The 15,693-nt window shown below is 46.2% G+C and carries 17 protein-coding genes; 9 read left to right on the top strand and 8 right to left on the bottom strand.

Features of this window, described 5'->3' with window-relative positions:
• Window positions 1-18: 18 nt before the first annotated feature.
• Window positions 19-789, bottom strand: a complete 771-nt coding sequence (locus KNQ09_RS04255) for a CPBP family intramembrane glutamic endopeptidase (protein ID WP_214857566.1) — start codon at window positions 787-789, stop codon at window positions 19-21.
• A gap of 159 nt (window positions 790-948) precedes the next feature.
• On the opposite strand from KNQ09_RS04255, the gene KNQ09_RS04250 reads away from it, so the two are divergent.
• The 4 genes from KNQ09_RS04250 (at window position 949) to KNQ09_RS04235 (ending at window position 4,041) form a co-directional block, all read left to right on the top strand.
• Window positions 949-1,272: a PadR family transcriptional regulator gene (locus tag KNQ09_RS04250; RefSeq protein ID WP_214857563.1), complete on the top strand. Its 324-nt coding sequence runs from the start codon at window positions 949-951 to the stop codon at window positions 1,270-1,272.
• Window positions 1,273-1,347: 75 nt separating this feature from the next.
• Window positions 1,348-2,031 carry a hypothetical protein gene (locus tag KNQ09_RS04245; RefSeq protein ID WP_214857562.1) on the top strand — a complete coding sequence of 228 codons (684 nt, stop codon included), beginning with the start codon at window positions 1,348-1,350 and terminating at the stop codon, window positions 2,029-2,031.
• A 512-nt stretch (window positions 2,032-2,543) separates the two neighbouring features.
• Window positions 2,544-3,449 carry a helix-turn-helix transcriptional regulator gene (locus KNQ09_RS04240; RefSeq protein WP_214857560.1) on the top strand — a complete coding sequence of 302 codons (906 nt, stop codon included), beginning with the start codon at window positions 2,544-2,546 and terminating at the stop codon, window positions 3,447-3,449.
• Window positions 3,450-3,525: 76 nt separating this feature from the next.
• Window positions 3,526-4,041: a DinB family protein gene (locus tag KNQ09_RS04235; protein ID WP_064300919.1), complete on the top strand. Its 516-nt coding sequence runs from the start codon at window positions 3,526-3,528 to the stop codon at window positions 4,039-4,041.
• Between the two features lie 92 nt (window positions 4,042-4,133).
• On the opposite strand, the gene KNQ09_RS04230 is transcribed toward KNQ09_RS04235, so the two are convergent.
• Both KNQ09_RS04230 and KNQ09_RS04225 read right to left on the bottom strand, forming a co-directional pair.
• Window positions 4,134-4,697 carry a GNAT family N-acetyltransferase gene (locus KNQ09_RS04230; RefSeq protein WP_214857558.1) on the bottom strand — a complete coding sequence of 188 codons (564 nt, stop codon included), beginning with the start codon at window positions 4,695-4,697 and terminating at the stop codon, window positions 4,134-4,136.
• A gap of 15 nt (window positions 4,698-4,712) precedes the next feature.
• A complete protein-coding gene (locus KNQ09_RS04225) occupies window positions 4,713-5,948 on the bottom strand; it encodes an MDR family MFS transporter (RefSeq protein WP_214857557.1) in 1,236 nt (411 codons plus the stop codon).
• A gap of 102 nt (window positions 5,949-6,050) precedes the next feature.
• On the opposite strand from KNQ09_RS04225, the gene KNQ09_RS04220 reads away from it, so the two are divergent.
• Both KNQ09_RS04220 and KNQ09_RS04215 read left to right on the top strand, forming a co-directional pair.
• Window positions 6,051-7,682 carry an ABC transporter substrate-binding protein gene (locus KNQ09_RS04220; protein ID WP_214857556.1) on the top strand — a complete coding sequence of 544 codons (1,632 nt, stop codon included), beginning with the start codon at window positions 6,051-6,053 and terminating at the stop codon, window positions 7,680-7,682.
• 139 nt (window positions 7,683-7,821) lie between these two features.
• Window positions 7,822-8,961, top strand: a complete 1,140-nt coding sequence (locus tag KNQ09_RS04215) for a globin domain-containing protein (protein WP_214857555.1) — start codon at window positions 7,822-7,824, stop codon at window positions 8,959-8,961.
• A gap of 50 nt (window positions 8,962-9,011) precedes the next feature.
• Here KNQ09_RS04215 and KNQ09_RS04210 read toward each other — a convergent pair whose 3' ends face one another.
• Window positions 9,012-9,752, bottom strand: a complete 741-nt coding sequence (locus KNQ09_RS04210; RefSeq protein ID WP_214857554.1) for a sugar nucleotide-binding protein — start codon at window positions 9,750-9,752, stop codon at window positions 9,012-9,014.
• Window positions 9,753-10,127: 375 nt separating this feature from the next.
• Window positions 10,128-11,327: an MFS transporter gene (locus KNQ09_RS04205; RefSeq protein WP_214857553.1), complete on the bottom strand. Its 1,200-nt coding sequence runs from the start codon at window positions 11,325-11,327 to the stop codon at window positions 10,128-10,130.
• Window positions 11,328-11,502: 175 nt separating this feature from the next.
• Here KNQ09_RS04205 and KNQ09_RS04200 point away from each other — a divergent pair, with 175 nt between their 5' ends.
• A complete protein-coding gene (locus KNQ09_RS04200) occupies window positions 11,503-11,820 on the top strand; it encodes a hypothetical protein (RefSeq protein WP_064300912.1) in 318 nt (105 codons plus the stop codon).
• Between the two features lie 46 nt (window positions 11,821-11,866).
• Here KNQ09_RS04200 and KNQ09_RS04195 read toward each other — a convergent pair whose 3' ends face one another.
• Together KNQ09_RS04195 and KNQ09_RS04190 are read right to left on the bottom strand one after the other, a co-directional pair.
• Window positions 11,867-12,802 (bottom strand): cation diffusion facilitator family transporter, encoded by a 936-nt coding sequence (locus tag KNQ09_RS04195; RefSeq protein ID WP_064300911.1) that lies wholly within the window; start codon window positions 12,800-12,802, stop codon window positions 11,867-11,869.
• A 172-nt stretch (window positions 12,803-12,974) separates the two neighbouring features.
• The gene (locus KNQ09_RS04190) at window positions 12,975-13,880 is read right to left on the bottom strand and encodes a methyl-accepting chemotaxis protein (RefSeq protein ID WP_214857552.1); all 906 of its coding nucleotides are present in this window, start codon (window positions 13,878-13,880) and stop codon (window positions 12,975-12,977) included.
• Window positions 13,881-14,141: 261 nt separating this feature from the next.
• Between KNQ09_RS04190 and KNQ09_RS04185 the strand changes: the two genes are divergently transcribed.
• Entirely contained in the window at window positions 14,142-14,558 is a 417-nt protein-coding gene (locus KNQ09_RS04185) for a hypothetical protein (RefSeq protein WP_214857550.1), read from the top strand.
• Window positions 14,559-14,761: 203 nt separating this feature from the next.
• On the opposite strand, the gene KNQ09_RS04180 is transcribed toward KNQ09_RS04185, so the two are convergent.
• Entirely contained in the window at window positions 14,762-14,956 is a 195-nt protein-coding gene (locus KNQ09_RS04180; RefSeq protein ID WP_064300907.1) for a hypothetical protein, read from the bottom strand.
• Between the two features lie 363 nt (window positions 14,957-15,319).
• Between KNQ09_RS04180 and KNQ09_RS04175 the strand changes: the two genes are divergently transcribed.
• Entirely contained in the window at window positions 15,320-15,646 is a 327-nt protein-coding gene (locus KNQ09_RS04175) for a DUF3139 domain-containing protein (RefSeq protein WP_069940608.1), read from the top strand.
• Window positions 15,647-15,693 lie beyond the last annotated feature (47 nt).

The raw sequence follows: 15,693 nt of genomic DNA, 5'->3' as shown, positions 1-15,693 counted from the left end.
CAACGGAGAGTCAGCTATTCAAACGTTACGTGGATTCATCGGTCCATTCAGATGGCTGAGATCATGTCGTTTCAACAAGATCAGTTGAATGACGATCGCTACGAGTAGATAAGCTTGCGTCAAAAGAGGAGTGATGCCTAAATTGACGTTCACGACATCCGCTGCGATGCTCGCGAAATCCCACAGCGCATGGAAAATGATTAATGGCCAGAGGTTATTCAGCTTCAGTGCGATGATCGCTAAGAAAACACCAAAGACGAATGTGTTCGCAAGTTGGAACAACATCGCTGCCGGTGGAATCAAGGCGATCAAATTAAGCAAGTGGAAAGATGAGAACAGAAGCGCACTGATGAGGACGGCACGATACGGATGTTCGTTCGGTCGAAGATAACGTAAGATGATGCCGCGAAACAAGACTTCCTCATTGAAACCGACGAATAAGGTCGTCAGGAAGACGATTCCGACAAGTTGGAGTGACGATGATGATATCGAGGACGTGAACAACGCATTGACGATCAATCCGACTTGAACGAGAACGATCAGCAGTAACGGAATGTACCAGATTAGACCCCGCGACTGCAATTTCGAAAACCCGACGGCAGCAAACGTGGCATGACGACGAATGTACCAGACGAGAAAAATCGCTGTTGCGACTTCACCGAAGATTGCGATACGTAACAACTCCGGTTCACCATAACGAATGCCGAAACCAAACGCAGAGACAGCCATGACGATACCCATGATGATGAAGACGACGGTCGCCGAGACGATAGTATTCCGCTTATCCACGATCAATACCTCCCTTTTCTAAACAAGCGACGTATCTACTTTATGATTTGTTTACCTTTTTTTCAGGGAAATGAATCTTTTTCCTCCAGCTACCTTGCAATACACAATAGCTTGGTATATCATTACCTTGTAATACCAAGTAGCGAAAGGATGATGCGGATGTCATCGACGCAAATGTTAAAGGGGATTCTCGACGGTTGTTTACTTGCACTGATCGCGGAAGAAGAGATTTATGGCTACGAACTGGCGACGAAACTCAAAGCATACGGTTTAGCTGACATCAGCGAAGGAACAATCTATCCTCTATTGATTCGGATGCAAAAACTGGACTGGATCGAAGCAACCTCTCGCGTCTCCCCGTCCGGTCCAAAACGAAAGTATTATTCGATCACAACGAGCGGTGTTGAAGAACTCGCCGCTTTCAAACAAAGATGGCATCACCTTTCAACGAGTGTCGAAAGCATTTTAAAGGAGGACGAATGAGATGACCCTATCGACGGAATCAAAACGATTTTTGGAAGACTTAAAGGTATACCTACTTGCTTCGGGTAAAATGAATTGGCGACGAACGAGATTGTCAACGAACTCGAAGATCACCTGATCGAAGCGGAAGCAGACGGAAAATCGGTTCGCGCGATCACGGGTGATAGTCCCGCCGTTTACATCCAATCGATTTCTAAAGAGATGTCATTTGATCCAAAAGAAGCGTTTTGGATCGTCTTGCAAGTTTTTCTCGGCGCATCCAGTTTTCTCTATCTTCAAAACCTCTTAAATGGTAAAACGACGTTCAGTATCTTGCTCGTTGGCGGTTTCCTGTTGATTAGTGCCGTTTACCTGACCACCCTGGCGTTTCTCTTCCGTCAAGATGCTTTACGTGATAGAGCGCGCCCTCGTATCATGCGTTACGGCATTCATGGTAGTATTCATTTTCTGTTAATCATCGGACTATTGATCGTCAACGGACTTGTTGATTCACCAAAGATCACGTTATCCCTAAGCGTCGGCTGGATGATTGGTGCCCTATTGATTATCTGGATTCTTGTCACGGCATGGAAGACGAAGACATGGATTTTGCCGATTGCATTGCTCGTCTATTTTGTTCCCCAAATCATTCTCCGTTCTGTATTTGATTGGTCGGAATTGACCTCTGTACTCGTCGGATATGTTGTTGCTGCCATTACAATGACAGTCGCTTTTATTCGCGAATCTAAACAAGATCAGTCAAACGTCTCAAAGCACTGAAGAAACGATTTGGTTCTGATTAAAGTATAAAACGACTATAAAAATAAAGACGTTTCCTAGCATACTTATGGCTGCAACCTGATTCATTTTTTCCCACTCTCCTTCTTATTTAGATAAGGACTTTATTTGAATTGAACCGAATTTTAACTTACTTCCTTTTCCATACGTAACCTTTGATTTTACATTTTTATGATTCATAAGTAATTTTCATTTTTTTGGTGTTAGCTTCCCGACTTCAAAGTGGTAGCTGTCTTATCGCCGAATAAATTCTTAAAGAAATAGGTCAAAATTACATATTGAATTAGATTTACAACCCAAACATATCTAATAAGATAAGGAAAACCACAAAAAGTATGCGCGATGCATACTTTTTTCTTTGGATTTTGATTCAATTCATTACGAAGTACTTTTTAATCTCTCCATAGAACGAATAAATCAATTATACTAAACGTAATTATTTGTATGGAATGACGGTTCAAACTATAGTCGTGCTTAATACAAAGGAGAATTTTTTGAAACTCGAACGATTACTGACTATCATATTTAAGTTACTGCATCGCTCTACGATCTCGGCCGCTCAATTAGCTAGTGAATTAAATGTCTCTCAGAGAACGATTTATCGAGATATTGAAACCATTAGTGCAGCTGGAATTCCCGTTACTTCTTATCATGGAACTAATGGAGGTTTCGGTATTATTGAGAATTATAAATGGGATAAGACCTTTTTAAATGCGTCTTCTATGGTCGATGTTCTATCTTTAATGAAAAGTTTATCAGCGCAATTACATGATCAAGATTTAAAAAATACGCTAGAACGGCTTTCGATTCTTACGACAGAAGAACAAAATAACCATTTGCACATTGATTTAGCTGATCAATCCATTGAGCCTACTTTCTTAATTGATCTTCAAAAGAGTATCAAAGAATCAAAAAGAGTTCTGTTTCAATACATCAGTGCTCAAAAGGAACAGACCATTCGAGAAGTAGATCCCATTTTTCTACGATATAAATTTCGTACATGGTACCTTTATGCTTATTGTTATTTAAGAAATGATTACCGCGAATTCAAAGTGTCACATATGCTCAACCTTCAAAGACTTCCAACATCTATTCAGGATAACCATCCCATTCCTGGAGACAGAGCTGTCGTGAAACCCGCACGGGAAAGTATCACGTTAAGAATTCATCCTGAATCCATTCATGTAGTCTTAAATCATTTTCAGCATCAATCGATGGTTTTTGAAGAAGATGGTAGTGTTACGATGACTTTATTGTTACCTTCACCTTTACATGCGGAATGGTTAATCAACATTTTATTAAGCTTCAGATCAGGTGTAGTTGTTATTCATCCCTTGTACTTACAAGACATATTAAGAAATGAAGCCAAAAAAATAGTTAATCTATATGAGGATATATGACACTCAGATGTCATATATCCTTTTTTATAATGAACGTAGTTAGACAGTTCTTACTACAATTAAAGGAGCGATTTGGATGAATGCCGGAAAAACGATGTATGAATATCACAACTGGGCGATGCAGTTGATGTTAGATCATATGGATGCATTACCTGAAAATCTATTAAATAAAGAGGTGAAAAGCTCTTATCCGACAATCGCTAAAACACTTAGTCATATTCTTGCAGTTGATACTATGTGGATTCATGTTTTAGAAAAAGTAGAATTTCAACAAGCGCTACAAGATGCGATGAGTCAATTACCATTAACTGATGCATATACAATTGAAGAATTCAAAACAGCATTCAAAAATATAGCATCAAAGTATCAACTATTTTTAAATCAGAACTCAACTCTTACTATGACGATACATGTGGATAATCCTTGGTCTGGTCCACGGGAAACGACTTTTGAAGAAATTCTTTTACATGTAGCCAATCACGGTACGTATCACCTGGGGAACATTACTACCATGTTAAGGCAGCAAAATGAACCCTCATTGATGATGGATTATTCTCTTTTTTGGTATGAAGATATGAAAGTTAAGCCATAACAGAATGTATTCGTTTTTAATGTCTATTTAGACATCACTATATAAAATAAAAAGGCGTGCACCGGTGCACGCCTTTTTATTTTATATAGTGATCAATTCCCTTGTATTGCTTCATACCGCTCACGCGTCCAGTTGTAGACATGGCTCGTCACGGTCCGTCCGTCGATTCGTTCTAAGACGAATGGTCGGTCAAGAACAGGCGTAAACCCGAGTTTCTCAACGACACGGCGTGATTGATCATTAAAATCAAAGTGACCACACCAAACCACATCGATCGGTAGTTCCCGGAAGATGAAATCAAGCATTGCTTCAACGATTTCCGGCATCCGCCCTTCTCCCCAGTAGTTAGGCGCGAGGACATAGCCGATCTCAACTTGACGGTCATGGGTGATCGAATCGTCCGGCCGACGATTAAAGTGAAATCCGAAGCTCCCGATGACTGCCCCCGTCTCCTTATCGGTCACGGCATACTCGCCAACTGACGCTTGGAAAATGCCAATCACTTCCTGGCTTTCGTCAAGTGACGCGTGCGGCGCCCAGCCTGCTTTTGGTCCAACAGTTGGATCCTTGGCGTAAGCATACAATGCTTCTGCATCGTCTTCTTGCCAACGGCGTAACAGGTGCCGTGGCGTTTCGATAGTATCTGGTAAGTTCATCTGTATTCCCCCTTATTAAGATACGTTTCGCTCTCGTTCGACAGATTCCTTCACGAACAGACTCGTATAGACTAATCCAAAGCCCGTCAAGAGGATCAATCCGATGTATACACTCATCATCGATGGGATCAAGAAGGTCCCGACGAGAATCGTCGACCGAGAAAGTAAGTCCGCTCCAGCAAACGACGTTCCCGCGAACGCTGAGTACGCCCCACGTTGATCGGCTGGCATCATGTTTGCTTTTTGTGTGTTCAAGACCGGAGAGTAGAGCAACTCGCCAATCGTTGCGATGAAGATGAAGACCATCAGTGCCGTCATGCTATTGGCACTCGTCACGACAACATAACCGATCGTGTACAGCATGAGACCCGCAGCGAGCGTCCGGCGCGGCGACAAACGCTTCGCTAATCGCTGGACGATGAACGTCAACGTGACGACGAGCAACGTATTTTCGATGTTGATGATACTCATCATCCGGACCCCGTTGATCGACCACCCGGCAAATGATAGTGGTTCGAACGAATCGGCGAGTCGGACGGCGACATAACTGCCCATCGAAAACTCAGCCGCTAAGATACACATCGAACCGAAGACGACCTTAACGAATGGACGGTCCCGCCAAGCGAGTTGATAGCTCGTGAAGATATCCGTGAGAACGCCACGTAGTTTTTGACGTTGCCACGTCCGTGGCGTGTCGTCAAGAAACAGATAATAGGCAATCGGTAAAACGGACGACGTGAAGCTTAAGATCCCGAACAACAGCAATTGATTACTGACGTAGAGCCAGCCCCCGAGCGCCGTTCCGATGGCGATCGAGAGATTGATCAACCAGTAGTCAAGCGCATAAACCGCTTGGCGATTTTCCTTCGTCGTTGCATCGATGATAATTGCGCTCATTGCCGGTCGACCAAGATTACTTGTCACCGAGAAGACAGCGTAGATGACCATGAACAACAGCATCCAGTCGAGTGTCAATGAGATCGTCATCGTGATGAACGTCAGCGCTGTGAGCGCAGAAGTCGTGACGAGCAGACGTTTGCGGGAAAAGCGGTCGGCAAGATATCCGCCGAGTAGATTCGTGATGAAGCTGACGAAGACCATCGCGATCAAAAATGCACCGGCGATGACTTCGTTGAATGCCCGGACGAACAAGAGGGCCATGAACGGCATGATGGAGAACGAGACAGCCCGGTTGAAAAACGATGTGATGAGACGTACTTTAATTGGTTTCGGTATTTCTTTCCATTTCATATTGTCACCTTCCATTCTCTACCTGTATCATAAACAAGACAAGACACAGGAAAAATGGACGTCATTAATAAAAGATGTCCCCTTTTAAGGAGGAGAAGTACGATGGATGCTTATCTTTTTATGTTATGGAAGACTTGCCGAAATGGACACTACTCGATTGCGACGCTTGCCAACGCCATCCATCTCAGTCCTAAACAAACGAAACGATATCTCAATAAATGGCAGGAAGACGGCTGGATTGGTTACACGAGCGGCCGCGGACGAGGCAACTTAAGTGAACTCGTCTGGTTGCGCCACGTCGAACGGGAGTATGCGAAACAGATGCTCGAGCGGATTGACCGTGACTCGATCGAATCAGTGACGGAGGAATTGACGTGGGACTGGTCGCCGGCGCAAGCAGGACGCTTCATGCGACAACTCGAACGAAAATTCGGCTATACACAGACGACGGCTGACGCGTTATTGATTCCGCGAAAACGGAATTTCCTGACGACACACCCGTTAGAAGCAGCCGATATCCATAGTGCCCATCTCGTCCAGAACGTCTTCAACCGTCTGTTTACGATCGACAGCGACGGCAACATTCAGGGTGAACTGGCGCATCACTATGTCTGGAACGGGGCGACGCTCAGTCTCTTCTTACGGAAAGACGTCCGCTTTCATGACGGTTCGCTCCTGACGAGTAAGGAAGTGACGAAGAGCTTGCGTGCTTTGATTAAATATCCGGCTTACGCTTATTCCTACCGGCACGTAAAACAGATCGTCTCGAACGGTCCGTACCGGGTCGACCTCACACTCGATCAACGTCGAAGTTCGATTTTGCCGCAACTTGCCTCGATACATACGAGCATTATCAAGGACGGTGTCGGGACGGGACCGTTCCAACTGACGCAACATGACGACAAGAAGACCGTTCTGACAGCGTTCCCGAATTACTTTGGCATCCGTGCCCTGCTCGACCGGATTGAGTTCATCCAGATGCCGGAGCAATATGACCCGGTCTACCGGACATCGGCTTCTGATTCCAGTCCGATTGATACGATCGCAACGCAATCCGGATTTGGTCTTGTCTTGCTCCATCCACGCGCCGGTGGTCCGTTTGAATCCAAAGCCGCGCGACATTATATCCACCGGCTCGTCGCAGAAGTCCGTAATGGCATTCATGACTTCCATGAACGGGCACAACCGAACGACTCCGGATTTCTTGAATCATACAGTCGACCATACCCAACACCTGAAGGTCCTGCTGTTTTATTCACACAACCGATCCGAATCAAGTTGACCGATTTTACGGACAAGGTAACACGCTGGCTCTGTCAGCGATTTGATCAAGACGGGATTCCGTATGAGTTCGTCGAGGTCGGATTTGAAGAGAGCATCACGGATTTTCATGTCTACGATACGATTGATCTCGCCATCCATGCCGAAGTGTTCGAGCGAAATATCCAGTACGCCTTTTATCAGTTCATGACGAACACGTTCTCACCACCGATCCGACTTTTTCAGCAGATGCCAGAGATGCTGACCTGGATCGAACAATACGATGCGACATCGTTCGAAGACTGGCTCCCGATCCACCAAGCAATCGAACGCCACTTGATCGACGAATCGTATTTCATCCCGTTCTATCACGATACGCGGCTGATTCCGTATCCGATCGAACTGCAAAACATCACGATCGACTCGTTCGGTTACTTTGATTTCTCGAAGCTCTGGATCTCTAACCAATCGTGACGAATCGTTGTCGAAATCTTGACCTGCTTGTGACAAAAGGCACGATATTCATTAATCTAGTATTTTAAATATTGTATTAAAGGTGAGACTACGAAATACTAAGACTGTCTTCATTACTTAACAAAAAGGAAGTGGTCTTATGTTATCAACCTCTACCATTCAAATCGTTCAATCGACTGTTCCCGTCCTTGCGTCGCACGGTGCCGCGATCACGAAAGTTTTTTATCAGCGTTTGTTTCAAGCTCATCCGGAACTGAAACACGTCTTCAATCAATCGAATCAGCGGAGCGACCGCCAATCGCAAGCACTCACGACCGCCGTGTATGCCGCTGCTGCTCACATCGATCGACTCGAGACGTTAAAACCGGTCTTATTACCCGTGCTCCATAAGCACCGCAGTCTACAAATCAAACCGGAGATGTATCCTATCGTCGGACACGAATTACTCGGGGCGATGCAAGATGTCTTAGGAGAAGCCGCAACGCCAGAAATCTTGCACGCGTGGGGAGAAGCATACGGAGAGATTGCCAATCTGTTCATCACGCTCGAAGCCGAACTCTACGCGCAGGATGAACAAGCGAAAGATTTTTCCGGTTATCAGACAGTCGAGATTTCGAATGTCGAGGAACAAGCGGATCGGATTCGCGCCTTGACCTTCCGCACGGACGGTCCACTCCCCGCTTATCGAGCCGGACAATACATTACGGTGCGGATTCAAGACAAAGATGGCTTATGGCACAATCGTCAATACAGTCTGACGACGGCATCGAACACGGAGACATATACGATTGGTGTCAAACGAGAAGGCATCGTCTCGGACTATTTACATGCAGCGCAAGTCGGTGACACGGTATTGATCAGTGCGCCAGCGGGTGCCTTCACTCTTGATGCATCAGGCGAACCCGTCGTGCTGATTGCCGGTGGTATCGGGATTACACCGATGCTTGCGATGGCTGACGAAGCGTTAGCTGCTGGTCGACAGGTAACGTTACATCATGCCGTCCAAGACGAACGCAATCGTCCATTTAACGAGCAACTTGCCTTGCTTGAGCAGCGCGGCGCGCGCGTCATTCGTTACGCGGAACACCAGGCAATGGATCAAGCGGGTCGCCTGCCGAAAGACGTTATCGCAGGTATCACGGATTCGACATACGTCTGTGGTCCGGAAGCAATGATTCAATATGTGATCGAACACTTCACGGCGTCACGAGACAAACTGCATTACGAAATCTTTGGACCAACGCTTGCTTTTGCGGCAGAAACACCGGTAACGCAGTAAAAAAACATCCCGCTTTCTTTGACACGCGTCAAGGAGAGCGGGATGTTTGATTAGAGGGGCAATCGTTCTGACAACAGGCGGACCAAAACGACGTCCGTCGCCATTCGGTTATCGCGGCGTGGTTCATCGACCGGTTCGATCGTCCAGTTTTTTGCGTGAAGCGTATTCAAGGCACGCGCTAAGTCGTACATCGAATAGCGATCGTTACCGTTCAACTGATAGAGACCTGCTTCGTGTTCAAGTAAAATCGTAACGAGCGCTTCAGCCGTATCTTCAAGCACCGAACTCGACGGATACCAGTTCCGACTCGCCTGAATGACGCCGTGCTGTTTCATCTCGTTCGTAAAGAAATCGACCATGTTGTTCGAACCAGCTTCCGTCCCGATTTGCCAGCCGATCCGGACGATTTTCGCTTGTGGATCGAGTGCTTGAATCGCTTGTTCGCAGGCAATCTTATAGGCACCGTATTCGTCGGTCGCATCCGGTACTGCGTCCTTGTCAATCGGTGCCGGCACGTCGTCTGAGAAGACAGACACCGTACTCGTGAAGAAGAACGGAATTTTATACTCCTGGCACAAGCGGACGAGCGCTTCCGTCCAACTGACAGACCCCATCCCGATATGTAAGAAATAATCTGGTCGTTCCGTTTCTAAAAACGTGCGCATCGCGGATTCGTCAGTCGTCGAGACTTTCGTTCGGTCCCAGGCGACTGTCTCGATGTCGTGCTTTGCTAAGACGTCCGCAACGACGGGTGCTACCGTTCCGTTCATACCTGTAATGATTGCTTTCATGGTGATTCATCCCCCTTATGTTCAATCGAAACATCATAAAACTACTTACTACATCAGTTTACACGGGAAATGTTGATTTAACGAATCTGAGGTTATTCTCCTACGACCATTCATGCCTCAAATGAAAAAAGCGTCCGCTATCCGATCTAACATCGGCGAGCAGACGCACTATTTAGTTCATGATTACTCCGAAACGCCTTCCGTTTCCATTCGGCGCCACAGTACATTCAAGAAGACCGTCATCCCACTGATCGGAATCAAAAACAATAACGCCGTGATCCATAAACTCTCCATCGACTCCACTCCTCATCGTTCATTTCTATCTCTAGTGTACAAGAGTGCGAAACCGCTTACCTCCACCTCAAGGCGGATATTTCATCCGACCTTGTCCTGTCGTTCTTCAGCAAAGGAAACGGTACGATGAAAGAGCAACCAGATACTGGTCATGACAAGACCACTTAAGGCAAAGAACAGAAAGACGAACGAGATGCTGAAGAACGACGTCAAGTACGACGACAGACCGTAACAGAGCGCAGAACACGCCGTTGATGCAGCGACCATCGCCGTACGGACCCTGCCGAGCAAATGCGCAGGCGTCGAGCGCTGCAATAAGGTCGCAAACGGAATCCCGAATAACGTCAGCGCCATGCCGAGTAAGATGAACCCACCAACAGCCACTGGGACGAATGAGACATAGGCGACAATCGCAATCGCAAGACCTTGCAAGACGACGGCAAAACGAAACAGCTTATCCTGTCGTACGGAGGCGAACCATTTTCCGTAAAGGAGCGACATCGCGATTCCCCCGATCACCGTCGCCAGTTCGAGTGCAGAAAACGTCTGGGCATTTCCCGATAAGACATCCTTCGCATATGGCGCAAGTAAAGTATTCATTGGTGTGATCATCCAGTTTGCGAGGATCGCACAACCGAGGATCCATTTTAAGCGACCGTCACGCACGACGTGACCAATCCCTTCGAGCAACGCTTCGCGGTACGATCCTTGACGCGCCCCTTCTGCGACTTGTCCTGTCATATGTCGAACGAGTAACCAGGCGGCAAGATGTAGACCAAGATCGAGCCATAAGATACTCGCGATCGAGAAATGGGCGACCATCATCCCACCGAGTAAAAATCCGCTCAACGTACCGATCCGTTCGATCGTTGCAAGATACGCATTCGCTTGCGGCAATTGGTCATCTTCGACTAAATCAACGACCCATGTGAAGACGGCATTGCCGCCAATGATTTGTAAGATCGTCTGCACGACGAGTAAGCCGAGTAACCACGGTAGGACGACGTCCGTCAGACCGATTCCCGCTAACGCGATCCCAAGCGCAAGCAACCGAATGAGTAACGACATTTGGTACAACGATGCACTGACGAATCGGTCGATCCATGGTCCAACGAACGTTGAGACGAGAAAACGAATCAAAAAGACACCAGTCGCAATCAGGGCGACGCCAGAAGCACTGATTTGTTCCGCGCTCAACCAGTAGATCGCGATATAAACGAAACTCGTCCCGACGGTCGATAACAAATCCGAGACATACATAAAACGAAATGCACGTGACATGATGCTTTATTCCTTTCTTTAACCGACTTCTTGTTCATCTTACAATTTTTCTCAATTGCTGCCTATTCTTTTTTCGTCATCACATCGTCATCGTCTGTTAAGGCATTCTTACCCGTCTGTAACAGAGCCGACATGTTCATTCGCTATACTAAAACGCATAGGGAGGTGAAGATCCATGAAAACGCAAACGCGTTATGACTATGAAACCGAACAGGAACAGGTCGACGTCCCATCCGAGGCACGTCTAGGCTACTACTTTCTTTTGATCGTCCTGCCGCTTGGTCTCGCGCATCTTGTCCAGTCGCTTGCTCCTTCGCCGGATCAACACCACTCGTCCGTATTGACGGGTTTGACGTTCTTATCCATCGTCTTATTCATGTACTTAGGTAACCGAGCTGCTGGAAATGCCAAAACGACCTTTTTCGGATACTCGATGTTCTTGAGTATCAGTCTATTCGCGACGCTGTTTCTACCAACGGTGCCGATCATTTGAGCATAAGCAAACGAGCACTCGTCCGACTTGGACGCGTGCTCGTTTTTTAATGCGTATGCGATTCGTGTTTGCCGTTACAATACAACGTATTGCCATGTGCGTGCTGATCCGTCTCGACCTGGATCGTCGCGTGATTAATCCCGACGTGTTTCAAATCGTGATCAATCTGTTCGCGAATCGACTCTGACTCCCGGACAGTCATGTCCTCCTTGACGACGACGTGACACGATAATGCGTTATACCCACTCGTGATCGACCAGATGTGTAGATCATGTAGTCCGAGGACGGCTTCGTTCGTCTGAATCGTCGAAACGACCTCATCGATATCGACGTCGCTCGGCGTTCCTTCCATCAAGACGTGAACGGATGCCTTTGTCACGTAATAGCCACTCCGTAAGACGAGGATCGCAACGATGACACTCGCCAAGGGATCCGCCCATCCCCAACCGAAGAACATGATCAGAAGAGCAGCTGCAATCGCACCAACGGATCCGAGCATGTCACTTAAGACGTGCAGATAGGCACCACGCATGTTGAGGTTGTGCTCATGCCCTCCGCCGCGTGTCATGATCCAGGCAACGAGAATGTTGACGAGCAACCCGAGGACACTGATGATCAGCATCCCGGTCGTTGCGACAGCGGGTGGATCGATGAAGCGTTGAATGGCTTCAATGAAAATATAGAGGGCGATGACGATCAGCGTCACACCATTTATGATAGCGGCTAAGATTTCAAAGCGTTTTGAACCGAATGTCTTATTCGCATCCGGTGCTTGACTCGAGAACTGGAAGGCTAACAGGGCGATCGCAAGTGAAATCGAATCACTTAACATGTGCCCAGCGTCTGATAACAACGCGAGACTGTTCGTCCAAATCCCGCCGATGACCTCGACGATCATGAACGCGGTGATGATCAGGAACGACAGGCCTAGTACCTTTTTATTGTCGGTATGATGATGGTGGTGATGATGATCATGTGCCATGACGTTGCCTCCTTTTACCTTACATTCAAACGTCTATTTGAATTATAACGTGCCTTCGTTCTGTGGTCAACGGGCTCATGTGTTATATCCCACGCCTTTACTCTTCCAAAACGACTCATCTGACTAAACAAAAAAACGATGGCCCATTGCCATCGCTTTTTCTATATCATTTTCAAATAAACGACCGGAAATCCTCTGTTTGCTGCTCGAGTTGTCGTGCGACCTCTTCGATTGCGGTAAAGCGTTGCATCGTTTCTTTTACCGTCGCAAGGCTCGACGCGACTTCGAGATGGGACGCTTCAATCTTTTTCATCATCGCCATGATTTGACGATTCATCGTTTCCGTATTCGTGCGCACTTCGATAACTGCACTGCCGACTAAATCCGATAAGTTTTTGACTTCACTGGCAACGACCGTAAAGCCTTTACCGTGTTCTCCAGCCCGTGCCGCTTCGATTGCCGCGTTTAGTGACAACAGGTTCGTCCGAGCAGCAATCTCCTTGATCGTATCAGCAATCTTCGTGATCTCGATAGCTTGGTCATATAGCGTTTCGAACGTCTGTTGGTTTTCTGCCGTTTCACTCGAGATCGTGTTCATCGTCTCTTGAAGCTGGTTGCCATCTTTCGATCCTTGAATCGACTGCAGATTCAGTCCTTCAGCAAGCGTCTGGAAGCTTTTCGCATATCCTTGCACGCGGTCGATCCGGTCCGTAATGTTACTCGCAATCTTGACGACACCGACGACCTCTTCTCCTTCAAAAATCGGCATGTAGGTTGCTTCAAGCCACAAGATGTCGCCCCGGGCATCGACTCGTTTGATTTTATCCGCTGTACTGAAGCCCGAAAACAGACGTGTCCAAAAGTCCTGATACTCACGGCTGTTCGCGAATTCTGGTGTGCAAAACGTATGGTGCTGTAAGCCAATCATCTCGTCTCGTTTATATTTCATCGTTTTCGCAAACAAGTCATTGACGTCGACGACGCGTCGTTGGCGATCAAAACAGATCATCGCGACGTTTGCTTCAAGGCTCGACAAAATCGCTGGTGAGCGTAGCGGTCTCGGTAAGGTTTCATTCATGGTGTCATTAACTCCTTCTATGTATCGTTCATGTACTAAGACAGTTTTTCAAAAGAACAATCTGTACCTATCTATCGTCATCGATTGACCTTTTTTATAGCTGAATCGGCGATTATTCAAGTTGTTTTTCACGAAAACGAAATCACTTCGATAAAAATATTGTGACAGTTACAATCGATACACCATGGCATTGTCAAAAAGCGTAGTAGATGCTACATTTATTTATGTAGTAAATACTACATCTTTAAGGAGGAAATACAAATGACACATGATAAGCCCCCTCTATTCTCGAAAGGACAAACTATCATCTTGGTCGTACTTGGTGCAGCATTTTGGTTCGTCGGTGCCCTGTCAGTCAGATTCGGATCTGGAATCGGCATGTTCGAAAATGTTGGAAACGTGATTGCCTTCCTGATTGGTTTACCGGTTTCGTGGATTTCCGTCATCATCATAAAAAAAGTTGCATGCTTGAATGCTGAACAGATGGTGCCGGGTGTCAGTCTCGGACTGTTAGTGGCTACATTTTTAGACGGAATCGTTCTAACGTGGGGCACATCTCTGTATGGAACGGATCCCTTACTCGTTGGACGTGGGGCAGCATGGATCCTTTGGGGGGTCTTCGCCTTTCTTGCTGCTGCTTTCATCGAGGCGAGACGAATGGGATATAAAATGATCTAAGGCGATGAAATGTGTTCTACAGGACGACAAATAACACAAATAGACCATTGGACTCGTCACTCGTCCAACGGTCTATTTGTGTAAAAGCAGGTGAATTCCAGTGCGTCGGTGAAAAAGATAATAATCGGAATCGTATCGTGATTATCTCGACGATTTAGTTCGGTGGGGTCATATTTAAACAGAACGATTGACTTCAAATGAAATCAATCGTTCTTCGTCTCTGCTTCAGCCTTTTCGATTTGGGCTGATTTGAAGTTGAGATATATGGTATACCCTACTGTTACTATTAAAAAAATGATGCCATACCCGAGTTCCCAATCGAATCCAAAATACAAGATTGACGATGTGATGACGACAATGAGAACTAACCGAATGCTCGATAAATGATACTTACTCATGATTTCCCTCCTCTTCTACCGCCACCGAAGTAGATGTATGTCACGAAAAGAATCAATGTCCACGTAAAAACCGCGAATATGATTTTAAATAGGCCGTCAGGCAGTATTTTTGAGATATATAACATGGTCATTAGGATTGAAAACGTTAAATGGTTATTTCTCATTTGTGTCGAGAGCTTATCCCAATTGAGCAGTACAAGTAGTACCGCGATGGGCGCGAGGAGTGCCGTTAGGAAGAAGAACGGAACGTTCCTCATATAGTACGGTATCTCGTCTTTGTTTTTTCCCATCACATATCTCTCCTCATCTTCAATATAGAATACCTAGCTTCTCTATTCATTTCATCGGAACGGATGTGATTGTATGAAAAAAGAAGTACGTCCACTCATCTATACACTTATCGTTCTCGTCATCTTGATAGCTGCCTATCCGACTTACCTCTTCGTTTCTAAAACGATGACCGAAATCAAGATTGAACGAATGTTAGTTGAATCAGGATACGAACAAGATATTTCAAAAAAGGAAACGGTCTTTGAGTCGAAGACCGGAAGATACGTGCTGGAAATCAAATACACGAATGAACCAGACTATACATACAACTATGAAATCGTCGAAGATCATGTACTGACGACTGTATACGACCAGCATCATGTTGAAGTGACTGGCTCCGTTCAACATGAATTAAAGTAGACATCGTACTTTAAATAACAATCGAGCCCATTCAGCGATTGCACGAA

The sequence above is a fragment of the Exiguobacterium sp. s191 genome (assembly GCF_018618955.1).
Lineage (GTDB): Bacteria > Bacillota > Bacilli > Exiguobacteriales > Exiguobacteriaceae > Exiguobacterium_A > Exiguobacterium_A abrahamii.
Note: the sequence above shows the minus strand (reverse complement) of the source record. Positions and strands in the feature narration are given on the sequence as shown.

Coding starts and splice junctions, on each gene's coding strand:
- KNQ09_RS04250 (WP_214857563.1), top strand. CDS start 949: ATGTCATCGACGCAAATGTTAAAGGGGATTCTCGACGGTTGTTTACTT.
- KNQ09_RS04235 (WP_064300919.1), top strand. CDS start 3,526: ATGAATGCCGGAAAAACGATGTATGAATATCACAACTGGGCGATGCAG.
- KNQ09_RS04230 (WP_214857558.1), bottom strand. CDS start 4,697: ATGAACTTACCAGATACTATCGAAACGCCACGGCACCTGTTACGCCGT.
- KNQ09_RS04225 (WP_214857557.1), bottom strand. CDS start 5,948: ATGAAATGGAAAGAAATACCGAAACCAATTAAAGTACGTCTCATCACA.
- KNQ09_RS04220 (WP_214857556.1), top strand. CDS start 6,051: ATGGATGCTTATCTTTTTATGTTATGGAAGACTTGCCGAAATGGACAC.
- KNQ09_RS04215 (WP_214857555.1), top strand. CDS start 7,822: ATGTTATCAACCTCTACCATTCAAATCGTTCAATCGACTGTTCCCGTC.
- KNQ09_RS04210 (WP_214857554.1), bottom strand. CDS start 9,752: ATGAAAGCAATCATTACAGGTATGAACGGAACGGTAGCACCCGTCGTT.
- KNQ09_RS04205 (WP_214857553.1), bottom strand. CDS start 11,327: ATGTCACGTGCATTTCGTTTTATGTATGTCTCGGATTTGTTATCGACC.
- KNQ09_RS04200 (WP_064300912.1), top strand. CDS start 11,503: ATGAAAACGCAAACGCGTTATGACTATGAAACCGAACAGGAACAGGTC.
- KNQ09_RS04195 (WP_064300911.1), bottom strand. CDS start 12,802: ATGGCACATGATCATCATCACCACCATCATCATACCGACAATAAAAAG.
- KNQ09_RS04190 (WP_214857552.1), bottom strand. CDS start 13,880: ATGAATGAAACCTTACCGAGACCGCTACGCTCACCAGCGATTTTGTCG.
- KNQ09_RS04185 (WP_214857550.1), top strand. CDS start 14,142: ATGACACATGATAAGCCCCCTCTATTCTCGAAAGGACAAACTATCATC.
- KNQ09_RS04180 (WP_064300907.1), bottom strand. CDS start 14,956: ATGAGTAAGTATCATTTATCGAGCATTCGGTTAGTTCTCATTGTCGTC.
- KNQ09_RS04175 (WP_069940608.1), top strand. CDS start 15,320: ATGAAAAAAGAAGTACGTCCACTCATCTATACACTTATCGTTCTCGTC.